The following is a 15,575-nucleotide window of genomic DNA, read 5'->3' as shown; positions in this document are numbered from 1 at the left end:
CCTATAAACTATACGATAATCCCAATGATAAATCGATTCCTCTTTTGAAAGATCTCGTCACCAATTTTCTAGGTACATTTCTGTACATTTCAATCTTCGGATTCAACAAGTTCTTCGTGCTAAACTTCAATCCCAAACGCTTGTTAAACTGTCTTTTAAACACGAAGTCTAATCTCGGAATTGAACGTTGGTAAATACTCTGTAAACCATTCACCGACCCGATACTAAACAACTTGTCATCTTGATAGTTAAACACAAGTGCAGCCAAGGTTTCTTTATTGTCTTTTTTATAGTTATAGGTAATGTCAGTATTCACCAAAAATGGCGCTGCTCCTTCAGTAGGTTCGTCGTCATTAGTCGGATTAAACTGTGCCGTTCTGTTAAATGATTGTTTCGTATGCATATAGGTCGCATTGAACCCTAATTTTAAATCTTCTTCGTAGTCTGCATCTTCTCCTGCAAACGAATACAACTTCTTACGCACTTCAGTTTCTACACCAAAAATCTTGGTGTCTCCAGTATTGTAAAAAGAGAAGAAGTTATCAGAAGCTGCAGGTAATTCTACGCGGTTGATTCCATCTTGAATCATCTTTCCAAATACCGTTGCAGAAATCAATTCTCCTTTACTCGGATACATTTCGTACTTGATATCTACATTGTAATTCGTAGACGGCATTAAGTTTGCGTTTCCTACTTCTTGGAAATCGATTCCTTCGTATACAAACGGCGCCACCTCCTTAAACTGTGGATAGGTATAGGTTTTACTCGCTGCTAAACGCAACAAATTGTCGTCATTAATCGTATATTTAAGGTTTAACGATGGTAAAAAATAACTGTCTTTCATCTTTTTTGGCCCACCGTAATCACGGAAAGAACTCGATAAGTTAGTTCTCCAAGACACATCCATTTGTACATTTTCAAAACGAGCTCCCACATTAACGAACAATTTATCTGTCAATTGGTAATCCAAGCTCGCATATCCAGCACCGATCATTCGTTCAGCATCATAGGTAAATGGATCTAACGCTCCTGAACCAAATCCGAATCCAGTTTTCAATCTGAACACTCCGTTATCCATGTTTTGCTGATTCAATACTGCATCTACATTGTTAGGATCAACAATCGTTGGAGCCGCTAAATCGTAGTCAAAGTAAATAGCTCTAAAGTCTCTCACTGTTTTTCTGAAATCGAAACCAAGACTTAACTTCGCCTTGTGCTCACCGCGAATACGAGTTCCGAAGTACTTTACGAAATTCAATTTAGCAGCAAAATCATCTTCTGATAAGTTGTGGTAATACCTACTGTTATTTCTGGCAGCACCTGACGCAAACTTGATGGTATTATCATTGTTATTTACAACAAACATGTTTTTCTTACGATTCGGTTCATCGTTTGCTACGATATTGTAAGCCAATCCTAAACTTACGTCAATTGACTCTCCTAATTTGTGCTCAGACAACAACTGATTTACAAATAAATTATTTTGATTCTCCGTCTGTAAAATAATACTCGCAAATACCCCATCTGAATCCGCTACGTCTGGCTTTTTACCGTAGTAGTCTTGAATGTTTTGAGTATTCGAGTGGATAAATAATGAATTCCACGAAACTTTGTGATTCTCATTAATCTTATACGCAAAACTCCCCATCATTAATTTCGAAGTCTCGTAAGCGTATTGTTTTGCCGATGTAAAGTTGTTTCCGGTAGATCCATCGTTTCTCAAGAAGTTGATCGAAACACCATCTCTAAAACTGTACTTATTTCCGAAAGATCCTACTAAAAACACAGACAATGAAGATTCCTCTCCAATAGTATAACGCTTACCTCCCGATACTGATAAGCTGGTTGTAGGAGCTGCATGTCCGTTTTCAGGCGTAAAGCTATCTGTAAACGGTAAGTTATCTAAACGCGTCACAGGGTGTTGTGTGCTTTTTGCTACACCAATCCAATTAGCTCCGTCGATAGTTTTAAAACTCCTACCCGTAGTTTGTGTATTTACACTAGACGAAAACCCAACGTTTACGGCTGGCTTTCCCGAGTGTTCTTTTGATACTATATCGATGTTTGCTCCTGCAACATCACCGCTCAAACTCGAAGAAAAAGTTTTTGAAACTCCGATATTTTGAATCATCCCTGTACTGAACAATTCCAATGCGATGTTTTTAAAACGAGGATCATTAGAAGGCAATGGCAACCCGTTTAAGGTAGTTGAATTGTAACGATCACCCAAACCGCGAACGTATACTTTATTCGAACCTTCTTGCTTGGTAACCCCAGCAACTTTAGTAGCAGCAGTGGCAGCGTCAGAAACCGCTTTCTTAGCCAATTCCTGTGCTCCGATACTCTCTTTAATTACCGTTGCTTTCTTTTGCTCTAAAAGCAATGCGCTTTCCTTTTCTTTACTCACTGTAGCGTTGATCTTAACCTCATCAAGAGAAACCCCTTCACTGGCTCCAATTTCTTGATTTACCACTACTGTTTCTCCAGCCTTAACAAGTACGGCTTTTTCAACAGATTGATATCCAACAAAACTAAAAACAATGGTTTGGTTTCCTGCTGGTACAGCAAATGAGTACTTCCCATCAATATCTGTAGTTCCTCCTATCGAAGTACCTTTTACAAAGACATTTGCAAAGGGTAAGGGCTCCCCGTTCATATCTTTATCGGTAACTACCCCCGATACAGTACCTTTACTCTGAGAAAAGGCAAGGTTACATAAGCTTAAAAAAGCTATGAATAATAATTTTTTCATTCCGACTTTGAATTCTGTTTATTTATCCCGCAAAATTGAAGCTAAGTTGTAAAGCTAATGTTAGCTAGAAATTATTGTTGCTTTATCAGAATGTTTCGGAAATGTTAACGAGATACAGCTATGTTACCCCTGTGTTAATTCGAAGATTTTTCTAAGTATTTTTGAAGTAGGCTGACTAGCTGATTCGCAGTCATAAAGGAAGAAATTTGCTCGTCTATCTGGTAATCTTTGCCCAAAAGAACTGTGCTAGGATAGCTTAACACACCGTCTTTGGTAGCCAGCAAACGCAATAAGTCGTGTACCCCTGCGTGCTTACCTTGGGTAGGCAAACGAAACACCTGCCCCTTGATACGAACCTCCTCGGCATAGGTGTCTTTCATCATCACAAAATAGTAGTGTGCATCAAGCAACCTTACCACTTCTTTATTTTGCAACGTTTTTAGCTCCATAGCCTTACAGTACTTACACCAATCCGCGTGAAAGAAAAAAACGATCGGTCTGTACTGTGTTTCTTGTTGATCAAAAGCCTCCTGAGGTGAGTACACTTTAGGAAACACCGCCTTTGATTGAGCAATCAAAGGCAGTGATACAAAAAATAACCATAAGAATACTGGGACTCTCATTGTTTAAAATAGTTTATAACGCAATCCTAAGAACATACGGATTCCTTGATTCGACGCATATACATAAGCTGGATCAAAGGTCAAGTTCGGATTTGCGGGATCTAAATTTTTATCAAACGGATCATTCGCACGCAAAATACTATTGGCTGCAGGCGTAAAATCTAATAAGTTTTTAACACCTCCAAAAATCTCGAGGTTGTTCGCGAAGGTTTTGGTAACCTGAATATTTTGGATACTGTACCAAGGCGACATGCGCGCTCTTGGATCATTAGCGCCCAAAAGAGGTAATTCCATCGGAGCATATACATTCCCTGTATAATCGACTTTTACATCTAAGTCGGCAAACTTATACGACAAATTCCAAGTACCGCTAAAACGCTCTGTTAATAATTGACGTCTCTTTACTCCGTTTTCTTTTACAGACACATCCATCAAAGTAGCTCCAGCAATCAACGACAAGCCATTAGTCCAATTGACATCTACATTCACAGAAACTCCTTTCGAAACTGAATTCCCTTCGAGGTTTCCGTAAATAATTTTACGAGTATCCGTTTCGTAATCCGGAATAATCTTATTATCGAAATAGGTATAAAAAGTACTCGCATCAATATTGATAATGGTATTGTTATCCGTGACAATTTTTTTCACGTAATTCACATTCGCATTCCACGAAGTTTCCGGCTTCAACTCTTCTTTAAATTCTAAAGTTCTAGTACCCGTAAGTGCAGCGTGATCTTCGGTAAACACATTTGCTACCCTAAATCCATTTCCTACACTAATTCGGATAACATCACGACTATCTTTTGAATTCCATTTGTAGTTCAGTCGTGGAGAAAAGATGTTTCCGTGTAAACTGTTGTGGTCGTAACGCACTCCTACTAATAATTTATTTCTCGGAGCTAGTGTAATTTCGTCTTGAGCAAACACACCTGGTAAATGAGTTATTGAAGGCTGATTGTTTAGTGTTGTTCCTGTAGCAGGCGTATTGTCGTCGTAATAGGTATACCTGTATGCAACCCCTAACAACACATCGTGACTTTTACCAAACTGCGTATCCCAAGTTAACTGTCCAAAACCAATGTACTGAGTAGCCTTGTAAAAGGTATCTCCGTAATACGAATTCTGATCGTGTCCGTTGGCACTAAATTGTAAATTGATCTTCTCGTCTGTTGGCAATTGATAGGTCCCAAAGGTTTCCCATCTACTCGTGTAGATACTCTCACCATACACATCTCGGCCTCCTCGGAATTTTGGAGCCCAATTCATTTCTCCTCCCCAACGATCTTCGTATACATACCTCGCTCCAACAGTAAACAATCGGTTGTTTTTACGCGCAAAACTCAATTTATTAAAAATAGAGATACGATCCTGTAACGTAAGATCGGTAAAACCATCTTTATTATTATCAATAGGATTCTGATAATTAAAATAATTGATCCCAAGTAATCCGTTTACAGCACCGAGGTTATACTTTAACCCCAAGTCCGTATTTACCTCTCCCCACGAACTCGCAAATGTCTCGGCACTCAATTGAGGAGCCGCAGCTGGCTTTTTCGTGATGATATTGATAATTCCTCCTACAGCTTCTGAACCGTATAAAGTTGATGCAGGTCCTTTTACAATTTCCACGCGTTCAATTAGTGACTGAGGAATTCCTGTCAAGCCATATACCGTTGACAAACCACTAACTATCGGCATTCCATCAATCATAACAAAAGTATACGGCCCTTCCAAACCGTTGATATGAATATCCCCGGTATTACAAACATTACAGTTTACCTGAGGACGCACTCCATTGATATTTTGAAGTGACTCAAACAAAGAAGGTGCTGGATTCTTTTTAAAGAACACCGGTGAATACACTTCTACTGGCACAGGACTTTCCAAGCGCTTTACCGGCTTCATTGTACCTGAAACCACGACCTCATCCAAGGCAGAATGATCTTCTTGTAACGAAATGTTCACCTCCTGTACAGCTCCTTTTGTTAACCGTAACGTTTTTGTACGCGTTTTAAAGCCCATTAACGATACTACCAAGCGTTGCTTCCCCTCAAGAGGCATCTCTAAATAATAACGCCCTTGTGCATTGGTAGTTACTCCGTGTTTACTCCCTTTAATATACACATTTGCCATTTCTAATGGCTCCCCGTTAAAACTAACCTTACCCTTAATTACAGTTTGCGCTAGCAAGCTATTTACTGCAAAAAACAATAGGAAAGCCCCTATATTTTTCATTTTATTTAAATTTAATTTTCGCAAATGTATATTATTTTTTTAGACATACCTAAAAATATGTTTATATTATACAAAATTCGTATGTTTGCCTCATATTTCAAACCCATGTTTAGTCAAGCAGAAGAAAATTACATTAAGACCATCTATCATTTAGAGGCGCTTTCAAGTAAAGGAATCAGCACCAATGCGATTGCTAAAAAACTCGACACCAAGGCTTCCTCAGTAACTGATATGATTAAAAAGCTCTCTGAAAAAGAAGTTGTACTCTACAAAAAATATCAAGGAGTGACCCTTACAGAGTTCGGTAGTAAAACGGCCGTATCAATTATACGCAAACACCGTTTGTGGGAAGTATTTTTAGTAAACAAACTCAACTTTTCGTGGGATGAAGTTCACGAAGTAGCCGAACAACTCGAACATATCAAATCGCCAAAGCTCATCGATGAGCTCGATGCTTTTTTAGACTTTCCAAAGCGAGATCCTCACGGAGATCCTATTCCTGACAAAGACGGCAATCTTCAAATTATTGAAAAGAGTTTACTCGCCCAATTAAAAGTTGGTGATCGCGGTATTTGTATCGGGGTAGATGACAGCTCCTCTGAATTTTTACAATTTCTGGACAAGCAAGGTATCGCACTTGGAAAACAAATAGAAATTCTAGACAAAGAACCCTTTGACGGATCGCTTCAAATTAAACTAAACGAAAAGACCATTTCAATCTCAAACAAGATTGCAAACAATTTATACATTCAAATTGCTAAGGATTAACACATCCTTTTAATTAGTACCTATTACCATGAATACTTTAGATCAACTCATTGCTTTTTGCAAAGACCACCCTATACAAGGAGCCTTATACGCTTCATTGTTTACTTGGGGATTAACTGGGCTCGGAGCCTCACTAGTTTTTTTCTTTAAAAAACTTAACAGAGCCGTACTCGACGGTATGCTAGGTTTCACCGGTGGCGTGATGGTCGCTGCTAGTTTTTGGAGCCTATTAGCTCCTGCCATCGACAACAGTCCCGGGGAGGGATTTGTAAAAGTAATTCCATCAGCTGTTGGATTTGCTTTAGGTGCCTTAGCTTTGTTCGGTATGGACAAATGGCTCCCTCACCTACACATCAACTTTAAAGACGACGAGGTAGAAGGTGTAAAAACCAACTGGCACAAAACAACCTTATTAGTTTTAGCGATTACCTTACATAACATTCCTGAAGGACTTGCTGTCGGTGTTCTCTTTGGTGCGGCAGCTACTATGGTAGGTCCTGAGCAAACCGAAATGATTATCGCTGCTATTTCCCTAGCTATCGGAATAGGTATTCAAAACTTTCCGGAAGGATTTGCGGTAGCCATGCCATTGCGAAGACAAGGTGTAAGTCGATTCAAGAGCTTTTGGTACGGACAGCTTTCAGCGATAGTAGAACCCTTTGCAGCAGTTATTGGTGCTCTAGCAGTTTCTTTCTTCACACCAGTACTACCTTATGCATTGGCATTTGCAGCAGGAGCTATGATCTTTGTGGTTGTAGAAGAAGTTATTCCGGAAACGCAACGAGATAAGTACACGGACATTGCTACCCTAGGCTTCATCGGCGGTTTTATCGTCATGATGTCACTGGATGTGGGCCTTGGATAATAAAAATCTTACTTCGGTAAGATTTTTTTTTGCTCGAACACTACCTTTGCCAGGTCGTAAAAAAGCAGTACTTTCAACCTAATTAATTTTACACCGGTGCAACAAGCCTCTACCTTTACCGTTTACAATGCTTCTGCGGGAAGTGGAAAAACCTTTACACTCGTTAAGGAATACCTCAAAATCCTATTACAATCAGAAGATCTATTCATGTTTCAGCGCATCCTGGCAATCACCTTTACTAATAAGGCTGCCGGAGAGATGAAGGAACGCGTGTTAAAAAACTTACAGGAATTTGGCAATGAGGAAAGCAATGACTTGCTAACGCAAATATTAAAAGAAACCTCCTTAACGAAGGAGCACGTACAGCGAAAAAGCAAGAAAATAGTAGAGGTCATTCTGCAAAATTACGCGGCTTTCTCCATTACTACCATCGATAGTTTTACCCATAAAATTGTCAAAAGTTTTGCGTTTGATTTGGGGTTGCCTTTAAATTTTGAAGTCGAGATGGACGCCGTTTCCATGCTCGCACAATCGGTAGATTTATTGGTTTCAAAGATCGGTAGCGACAAAGACATTACTCGACTGCTCATCAAATTTGCACTGAGTAAAACTGACGAAGATAAATCGTGGGATATTTCGAGGGAACTGAACGATATTTCAAGGATACTCCTATCAGAAGACGATGCCAAGCACTTCCGAAAGCTCAAAACAAAATCCTTAGAGGACTTTACCATACTGCACAAGGAATTACAAAGCCAAAAAGTACAGCTTACTCATGACATCAAACAACTAGGAAGCATAGGACTAGCACTGATAGAAAGCCAAAACCTCGAACACAAGAACTTTATCAGAGCTACTTTTCCTAAATTTCTAGTGGACCTCAGTGAATTTTCAAAGAAATTCGACTACAAAAAACGAAGTGAAACTATTGATAAGGCTATAGCAGCCAACTCTTTTTACACCAAATCGGCCAGTCCGGAAGTAGTAGGAGCAATCGAAACTATTTTACCCGAGCTGATCAAGCTTTTTCAAACGAGCAAAGCCATTTACGGACAGCTCGTACTATGTGAGCTCACCCTAAAGAGCATTATTCCGCTAGCGGTACTCAACCATATTAACAGTGAACTCAGCCACCTAAAAGAAGAACATAACATTCGACTAAATGCGGAATTCAATCAACTGATTTCCGACCATATCAAACAGCAGCCCACACCTTTCATTTACGAACGAATTGGACAGCGATTTACACATTACTTCATTGACGAAATGCAAGACACTTCCGTACTTCAATGGAACAATTTGATCCCTCTTATTGGGAACGCACTCGCTCAAGAAGACAGCCAACTACTCCTAGTGGGTGATGGAAAACAAGCTATTTACCGATGGCGAGGTGGTAAAGCAGAACAATTCATCAACCTCGGTACCGGACAACGCTATACCAACAATCCTTTTTCTATTGAAAAAGAAACTAAAACGCTCAGCACTAATTACAGAAGTTACAGTGAGATCATACAGTTTAACAACCAATTCTTTCAACATGTTGCATCACTGCTCAACAACCCTGACTACCAAGAACTTTTTATCGATGGAAATCAGCAATTAGAAAACAAAAAACAAGGCGGCTATGTACAACTAGACTTTGTACCCCCAGCTGCGCAGAGCGAAACACCAGAACTGAGATATCCGGAACGCGTTTTAGAACACATTCAGCAATTAAAGACAACCTACGACTTATCGGAAATCTGTGTGCTTGTTCGAAAAAAATCTGATGGAATTGCTGTAGCCAACTACTTGGCTCAGCACGAAATTCCAATCGTATCGTCAGAAACACTATTGCTAGCCAGTAATGAAAAGGTTCGATTCATCACCAATATACTGCAGTGCATACTCTACCCTTCGGATAAGGAAACTCTTTTGGAAGTATTATTTTTCCTCTATCAGCACCTCAAAATCCCGGAAGACAAACACAGCTTCTTTTCAAGGCTTATTCGTTTGACACACCAAGAGTTTTTTGACGCTTTACAACCCTATAGTATTCAATTGGACTTGAGCTATTTTAATCAACTTCCTTTTTACGAAAAAATGGAAGAGCTCATCCGTGTATTCTCACTGAGCAACAACTCCGATGCCTACGTACAATTTTTCTTAGACACCGTATTAGAGCAACAGCGAAAGGATACCGACATCCAACAATTTCTGGAATTTTGGGAGCGCAAAAAGGAGAGTCTCAGTATAGTCGCTCCTGAAAATGCCAATGCTGTTCAGGTCATGACCATACACAAATCAAAAGGACTGGAGTTTCCCGTAGTGATTTTTCCCTGTGATTTAGACATTTACCAACAAATAAATCCTAAAATTTGGTTAGATCAACTTCCTCCTAGTTTTGGCGCTTTTAAAGAGATCCTCATTCCTTTTAACAAAGAGCTAAATTTTATTAGTGAACACGGAAAGCAGCGCTATGACTTTCAACGAGAAGAGCTCGAATTGGACAATTTCAATTTACTATACGTAGCCTTGACCCGTCCTGTAGAGCAGCTCTATATCATCACTGAGAAGAGGATAGGAAAAACTGGAGAAAACTTGAATTATTACTCAGGGTTATTTATCAATTTCCTGAAACAACAGCAATGTTGGAATGACGAACAAACCTCTTTTGAATTCGGTACTCCCGAGCGGTTAAGCACGAAACCCAAAGAAAATACCAGTAATGAGGAACAGGAACTTTTTATTTCTTCTCCATGGCACGATCACAATATACAAATGCTTGCCAGTGCCTCAAAACTCTGGGACACCAAACAAGAAGAAGCTGTAAAATTTGGAAACCTGCTGCATGAAATGCTCTCGAAAATTTTTATTCCTGAGGATATCACTCCTGTTGTTAACACCTATGAACAACAAGGATTATTCCTTAAAAGCACACGATCAAAAATTAAAGATAGTTTAGAAAAAATTGTCGCACACCCGCAACTTCAAGACTACTTTAAAGATGCAAATACTGTGTTTAATGAGCGAGAACTCGTTACTGTAGACAAACAAATTATCATACCCGACCGCTTGGTCCGCCACGGCGAAGGTGTTGTTATTATCGACTACAAAACGGGAAAACCCTCAAAGCAATACCACCAACAACTTTTAAAATACGCACATGCACTACAAACCATGGGGTACACTATTCACAAAAAACTCTTGGTATATATCGACGAAGAAATTTTGGTTGAAGAAATTTAACCCTGTACATTTGGCCTGCAAAACATCCAACTTAACATAAATACATTTAATATGTACGGAACTATAAAAGAACACTTACAAAAAGAGATCCAGGACATCAAAGATGCTGGGCTTTATAAATCGGAACGCATCATTACCTCGTCACAAGACGCCGTAATCAACATTGCTACAGGAGAACAGGTTATTAACTTCTGTGCCAACAATTACTTAGGTTTATCTAACAACCCAGAAGTTATACAAGCTGCTAAAGACGTTATGGACACGCATGGTTTCGGGATGTCATCAGTACGTTTTATTTGTGGTACGCAAGATATTCACAAGCAATTGGAACAAAAAATTGCAGAATTTTACCAAACAGAAGACACTATTTTATACGCTGCTGCTTTTGACGCCAACGGTGGGGTTTTTGAACCTTTATTAACAAAAGAAGATGCTATTATTTCAGACAGTTTAAATCACGCATCTATCATCGATGGGGTTCGTTTGTGTAAAGCTGCTCGTTATCGCTATGCCAACAACGACATGGCCGCTTTAGAAGAGCAACTCATCGAAGCGAACAAAAACAACCACAGGTTCAAAATTATTGTTACCGATGGTGTATTCTCTATGGATGGGATTGTTGCCAAACTCGATGAGATCTGTGATTTAGCGGACAAGTACGACGCCTTAGTGATGGTAGATGAATGTCATGCTGCAGGATTTATCGGTGCTACCGGTCGCGGTACCTTGGAACTCAAAAATGTACTCGGTCGTGTAGATATCGTTACTGGAACCTTAGGGAAAGCGCTCGGAGGTGCCATGGGTGGATATACTACTGGGAAAAAAGAAATTATCGAAGTATTGCGCCAACGCTCGCGTCCTTACTTATTCTCTAACTCGTTAGCACCTGCCATTGTAGGAGCTTCCTTAAAAGTCTTTGACCTATTATCGAACGACACTTCATTGAGAGATAAACTGGAATGGAATACTAATTACTTCCGTACTGAAATGGAAAAAGCTGGTTTTGACTTAGTCGGTGCTGATGCTGCCATAGTTCCGGTTATGCTATATGACGCGAAACTTTCGCAAGTGATGGCAGACAAACTTTTAGAGGAAGGAATCTATGTTATTGGGTTCTTTTATCCGGTAGTTCCCAAAGAACAAGCACGTATACGTGTACAGTTATCAGCGGCACATGACAAAGAGCATTTAGACCAAGCAATCCAAGCATTTATCAAAGTTGGTAAGGAGCTTAAAGTAATATAGATATAGGTCAAAAAACTTGCTTTTCTAGTAAGTTTTTGTAGATTTGTTTTTGTAAATAAGTTTTAACAACTTACATTTGCGTTGTATATAAACGAACTTTTAATTTAAATTTTTAATAATGAAACAATTAAAATTAGCTGTGATGGCTTTGTTTACGTTCGCTACAGTTGGAACGGTAAGCGCACAGGATTCAGACAATCCATGGGTAGTTGGTTTCGGAGTTAACGCGGTTGACTTTAGAATCCCAGAGAAATTTGGAGACTACGCAAAAGATTATATCGGTACTAGCGACTGGAACATCTTGCCATCAGTTTCAAGAATTTCTGTTGACAGATACTTAAACGATGGATTCTCATTACAATTAGCTGGTTCTTTAAACAAAATCGAAACTTTCCGTGCTGAGAACGACATGGATGAGCTTTACTGGGCTATCGATGCGAACGTTAAGTATGACTTAAACAACTTGTTTGGTGATACTGCATGGTTCGATCCTTATGTATATTTAGGGGGAGGTTACGCTAAGTTAGGTGACTTAGGTGAAGGAACTTTAAATGCTGGTGTTGGATTTAACACTTGGTTCAACGAGAACTTAGGTTTAAACTTCCAATCAGGAGCAAAGAAAGAATTTGCTGATAAAGTACAAGATCACTTCCAACACTCTATTGGATTAGTATTCAAGTTTGGAGGAAAAGATACTGACGGTGACGGAGTATATGACAAGGATGATGCTTGTCCAGAAGTTGCTGGTTTAAAAGAATTCAACGGATGTCCTGACGCTGACGGTGACGGGATCAAGGATTCTGATGACGCTTGTCCAGAGGTTGCTGGTTTAGCTGCTTTAAACGGATGTCCTGATTCTGACGGAGACGGTATCGCTGATAAAGATGATGCTTGTCCTACTAAAGCTGGATTAAAGTCTTTAAACGGATGTCCAGATGCTGATAGCGACGGAATCGCTGACAACGCTGATAAGTGTCCTAACACTGCAGGTCCTGCTGCTAACAACGGATGTCCTTGGCCAGATACTGACGGAGACGGAGTATTAGACAAAGACGATAAGTGTCCTAACGTTAAAGGTGTTGCTTCTAACAACGGATGTCCTGAAGTTGTAATCAAAGAAGAGGCTGTTAAGAAATTAAACGAGTTCGCTAAAGCAATCTACTTCAACTCTGGTAGAGCTTCATTTAGAAGAGGAGTTACTGGAAAATTAGATTTAATGGCTGAGATCATGAAGGAGTATCCAAAAGCTAACTTCAGCATCCAAGGTCATACTGATAGCGCTGGTAGAGAAGCTACTAACTTAAAGTTATCTAAGAAAAGAGCTAAGGCTGTTTTAGATTACTTAGTAAGCAAGGCTGGAATCGCTGCTAACAGATTATCATCTGAAGGATTTGGAGAGCAATATCCAATCGCTAGCAACAAAACTAGAGCTGGTAGAGCACAAAACAGACGTGTAGAGATCAAATTAGTAAAGTAATTTACGATCTATACTAAATAAAATCAAAGCCTCACATCACGTGAGGCTTTTTTTTGTGCTTTATTCTTAAAAATACTAGCAATCATTTTTAAAATTGCTATTAAAAAATTACCTTTGCACCTTGAAAAAATGAGTTAATACTCACTTAACAAATTAAATAACTTTAATTACATATAGTAATGTCTACAATAACAGGTAAAGTTTCTCAAATTATTGGTCCAGTTATCGATGTTGAGTTTAATACAGAAAATACTGAATTACCAAAGATTTATGATTCATTAGAAATTAAAAAAGCTGATGGGTCTACTTTAGTTTTAGAAGTTCAACAACATATTGGTGAAGATACAGTTCGTACAATCTCTATGGACGCTACCGATGGTTTGCAAAGAGGTCAAGAAGTAGTAGCTACTGGAAACCCAATTCAAATGCCTATCGGTAACGATATCTACGGTCGTTTATTCAACGTAACTGGAGATGCTATCGATGGACTTGGAGACTTACCAAAGACTGGTGAAAGCGGATTACCAATTCACCGTCAAGCACCAAAATTCGAAGAATTATCAACTTCTACTGAAGTACTTTTTACAGGTATTAAAGTAATTGACCTTATTGAGCCATATGCAAAAGGAGGTAAAATTGGATTATTCGGTGGAGCTGGAGTAGGTAAAACTGTATTAATTCAGGAGTTAATTAACAACATCGCAAAAGGACACGGAGGTTTATCTGTATTCGCAGGTGTAGGTGAAAGAACTCGTGAAGGAAATGACTTATTAAGAGAGATGTTAGAGTCAGGTATTATCAAATACGGAGATGACTTTATGCACTCTATGGAAGATGGTGGATGGGACCTAACGAAGGTTGATAAAGCTGGAATGAGAGACTCTAAAGCTACTTTCGTATTTGGACAGATGAACGAGCCACCTGGAGCACGTGCACGTGTTGCCTTATCAGGATTAACGATCGCTGAATATTTCCGTGATGGAGCTGGTGAAGCACAAGGAAAAGACGTACTTTTCTTCGTTGATAACATCTTCCGTTTTACTCAGGCAGGATCTGAGGTATCTGCACTTTTAGGACGTATGCCATCAGCGGTAGGTTACCAACCAACCTTAGCAACGGAAATGGGAGCGATGCAAGAACGTATTACTTCGACTAAAAAAGGATCGATTACTTCTGTACAGGCCGTTTACGTACCTGCAGATGATTTAACGGATCCAGCACCAGCAACTACCTTTGCTCACTTAGATGCTACTACAGTATTGTCTCGTAAGATTGCCGAGTTAGGTATTTACCCAGCCGTTGATCCATTAGATTCTACTTCTCGTATCTTAACTCCAGAAATCTTAGGAGATGAGCACTACAGCTGTGCACAACAAGTAAAAGAGTTATTACAACGTTATAAAGAATTACAAGATATCATCGCGATCTTAGGTATGGAAGAATTATCTGAAGAAGATAAGTTAGTAGTACACAGAGCGCGTCGTGTTCAACGTTTCTTATCACAGCCTTTCCACGTAGCTGAGCAGTTTACTGGTATTCCTGGAGTATTAGTAGATATCAAAGATACGATCAAAGGATTCAACATGATTATGGACGGTGAATTAGATAAATATCCTGAAGCTGCATTTAACTTAAAAGGATCAATTCAAGAAGCAATTGATGCTGGAGAGAAAATGTTAGCGGAAGCTTAAAAAACAAGTTATATATGTTTTTAGAAATCGTAAGTCCAGAGGCTATCTTATTTTCATCAGAAGTCGATTCTGTTACTGTACCAGGAATTAATGGAGATTTCCAGATGCTGAACAATCACGCACCGGTAGTTTCGATTTTAAGCCAAGGAACTGTAAAAGTTCACGTACATACACAAGATCACCTTGCATTTGATGATTTACACGGTAGCATCGAGAAGTTACCTGCTGATGATAAGATTTTAACCTTAGCCATCAAGTCAGGAACTATTGAAATGAAAGACAATAAGGTAATTATCTTAGCAGACTAAATTACCTAAGACTATATGAAAGAGCCAAACCATTCCCGGTTTGGCTTTTTTATTAAATCTACTTCACAGATTTTAGTTATCTTTGCACTACTATGAGTACAGTATTTTTATTTATTGGAGGTCCAGAAATTTTTGTCATTATCGCCGTAGTAGTCATGCTATTTGGAGCCGATAAAATCCCTGAAATCGCACGTTCACTCGGTAAAGGAATGCGTCAGATTAAAGATGCTACCAACGATATCAAGCAGGAAATTAACAACAGTGCCAAAAACCACGGCATTGACACTGATATCGTAAGTGATATTAACAACGAAGTATCTAAGGTAAAGGAAAATATAGACGATTTAACGGGACCTATCAAAAGAAGCCGCTAAACAACCTTC

At 39.2% G+C, this 15,575-nt stretch carries 11 protein-coding genes; 8 read left to right on the top strand and 3 right to left on the bottom strand.

Annotated features, from left to right (window positions below; all coding sequences use genetic code 11):
* Window position 1 precedes the first annotated feature (1 nt).
* The 3 genes from ACXAG7_RS11745 to ACXAG7_RS11735 form a co-directional block, all read right to left on the bottom strand.
* Complete coding sequence (locus ACXAG7_RS11745) at window positions 2–2,752, bottom strand: TonB-dependent receptor (protein ID WP_476666887.1); 2,751 nt, start codon at window positions 2,750–2,752, stop codon at window positions 2–4.
* A 134-nt stretch (window positions 2,753–2,886) separates the two neighbouring features.
* Window positions 2,887–3,375 (bottom strand): thioredoxin family protein, encoded by a 489-nt coding sequence (locus ACXAG7_RS11740; RefSeq protein WP_476666886.1) that lies wholly within the window; start codon window positions 3,373–3,375, stop codon window positions 2,887–2,889.
* Window positions 3,376–3,378: 3 nt separating this feature from the next.
* A complete protein-coding gene (locus ACXAG7_RS11735; RefSeq protein ID WP_476666885.1) occupies window positions 3,379–5,610 on the bottom strand; it encodes a TonB-dependent receptor in 2,232 nt (743 codons plus the stop codon).
* A 105-nt stretch (window positions 5,611–5,715) separates the two neighbouring features.
* Between ACXAG7_RS11735 and ACXAG7_RS11730 the strand changes: the two genes are divergently transcribed.
* From ACXAG7_RS11730 to ACXAG7_RS11695, 8 genes are all read left to right on the top strand, one after another.
* On the top strand, window positions 5,716–6,378 hold the full coding sequence (locus ACXAG7_RS11730; RefSeq protein WP_408045355.1) for a metal-dependent transcriptional regulator: 663 nt from the start codon (window positions 5,716–5,718) through the stop codon (window positions 6,376–6,378).
* 28 nt (window positions 6,379–6,406) lie between these two features.
* Entirely contained in the window at window positions 6,407–7,243 is an 837-nt protein-coding gene (locus ACXAG7_RS11725) for a ZIP family metal transporter (RefSeq protein ID WP_408045356.1), read from the top strand.
* Between the two features lie 96 nt (window positions 7,244–7,339).
* Window positions 7,340–10,471: a UvrD-helicase domain-containing protein gene (locus ACXAG7_RS11720; protein ID WP_476666884.1), complete on the top strand. Its 3,132-nt coding sequence runs from the start codon at window positions 7,340–7,342 to the stop codon at window positions 10,469–10,471.
* A 51-nt stretch (window positions 10,472–10,522) separates the two neighbouring features.
* Window positions 10,523–11,716, top strand: coding sequence for a glycine C-acetyltransferase (gene kbl / locus ACXAG7_RS11715; RefSeq protein ID WP_408045358.1), 1,194 nt, complete (start codon window positions 10,523–10,525; stop codon window positions 11,714–11,716).
* A 118-nt stretch (window positions 11,717–11,834) separates the two neighbouring features.
* On the top strand, window positions 11,835–13,193 hold the full coding sequence (locus tag ACXAG7_RS11710; protein ID WP_476666883.1) for an OmpA family protein: 1,359 nt from the start codon (window positions 11,835–11,837) through the stop codon (window positions 13,191–13,193).
* 179 nt (window positions 13,194–13,372) lie between these two features.
* Window positions 13,373–14,884: a F0F1 ATP synthase subunit beta gene (gene atpD, locus ACXAG7_RS11705; protein ID WP_408045360.1), complete on the top strand. Its 1,512-nt coding sequence runs from the start codon at window positions 13,373–13,375 to the stop codon at window positions 14,882–14,884.
* Window positions 14,885–14,898: 14 nt separating this feature from the next.
* On the top strand, window positions 14,899–15,192 hold the full coding sequence (locus ACXAG7_RS11700; protein WP_408045361.1) for a FoF1 ATP synthase subunit delta/epsilon: 294 nt from the start codon (window positions 14,899–14,901) through the stop codon (window positions 15,190–15,192).
* A gap of 92 nt (window positions 15,193–15,284) precedes the next feature.
* Window positions 15,285–15,566 (top strand): Sec-independent protein translocase subunit TatA/TatB, encoded by a 282-nt coding sequence (locus ACXAG7_RS11695; RefSeq protein WP_408045362.1) that lies wholly within the window; start codon window positions 15,285–15,287, stop codon window positions 15,564–15,566.
* Window positions 15,567–15,575: the final 9 nt, after the last annotated feature.

Source organism: Tenacibaculum sp. AWR4_210, from assembly GCF_056160945.1.
The sequence above is the reverse complement of the archived record's forward strand: the minus strand, read 5'-3'. Positions and strand labels throughout refer to the sequence as shown.

Coding starts and splice junctions, on each gene's coding strand:
- ACXAG7_RS11745 (WP_476666887.1), bottom strand. CDS start 2,752: ATGAAAAAATTATTATTCATAGCTTTTTTAAGCTTATGTAACCTTGCC.
- ACXAG7_RS11740 (WP_476666886.1), bottom strand. CDS start 3,375: ATGAGAGTCCCAGTATTCTTATGGTTATTTTTTGTATCACTGCCTTTG.
- ACXAG7_RS11735 (WP_476666885.1), bottom strand. CDS start 5,610: ATGAAAAATATAGGGGCTTTCCTATTGTTTTTTGCAGTAAATAGCTTG.
- ACXAG7_RS11730 (WP_408045355.1), top strand. CDS start 5,716: ATGTTTAGTCAAGCAGAAGAAAATTACATTAAGACCATCTATCATTTA.
- ACXAG7_RS11725 (WP_408045356.1), top strand. CDS start 6,407: ATGAATACTTTAGATCAACTCATTGCTTTTTGCAAAGACCACCCTATA.
- kbl (WP_408045358.1), top strand. CDS start 10,523: ATGTACGGAACTATAAAAGAACACTTACAAAAAGAGATCCAGGACATC.
- ACXAG7_RS11710 (WP_476666883.1), top strand. CDS start 11,835: ATGAAACAATTAAAATTAGCTGTGATGGCTTTGTTTACGTTCGCTACA.
- atpD (WP_408045360.1), top strand. CDS start 13,373: ATGTCTACAATAACAGGTAAAGTTTCTCAAATTATTGGTCCAGTTATC.
- ACXAG7_RS11700 (WP_408045361.1), top strand. CDS start 14,899: ATGTTTTTAGAAATCGTAAGTCCAGAGGCTATCTTATTTTCATCAGAA.
- ACXAG7_RS11695 (WP_408045362.1), top strand. CDS start 15,285: ATGAGTACAGTATTTTTATTTATTGGAGGTCCAGAAATTTTTGTCATT.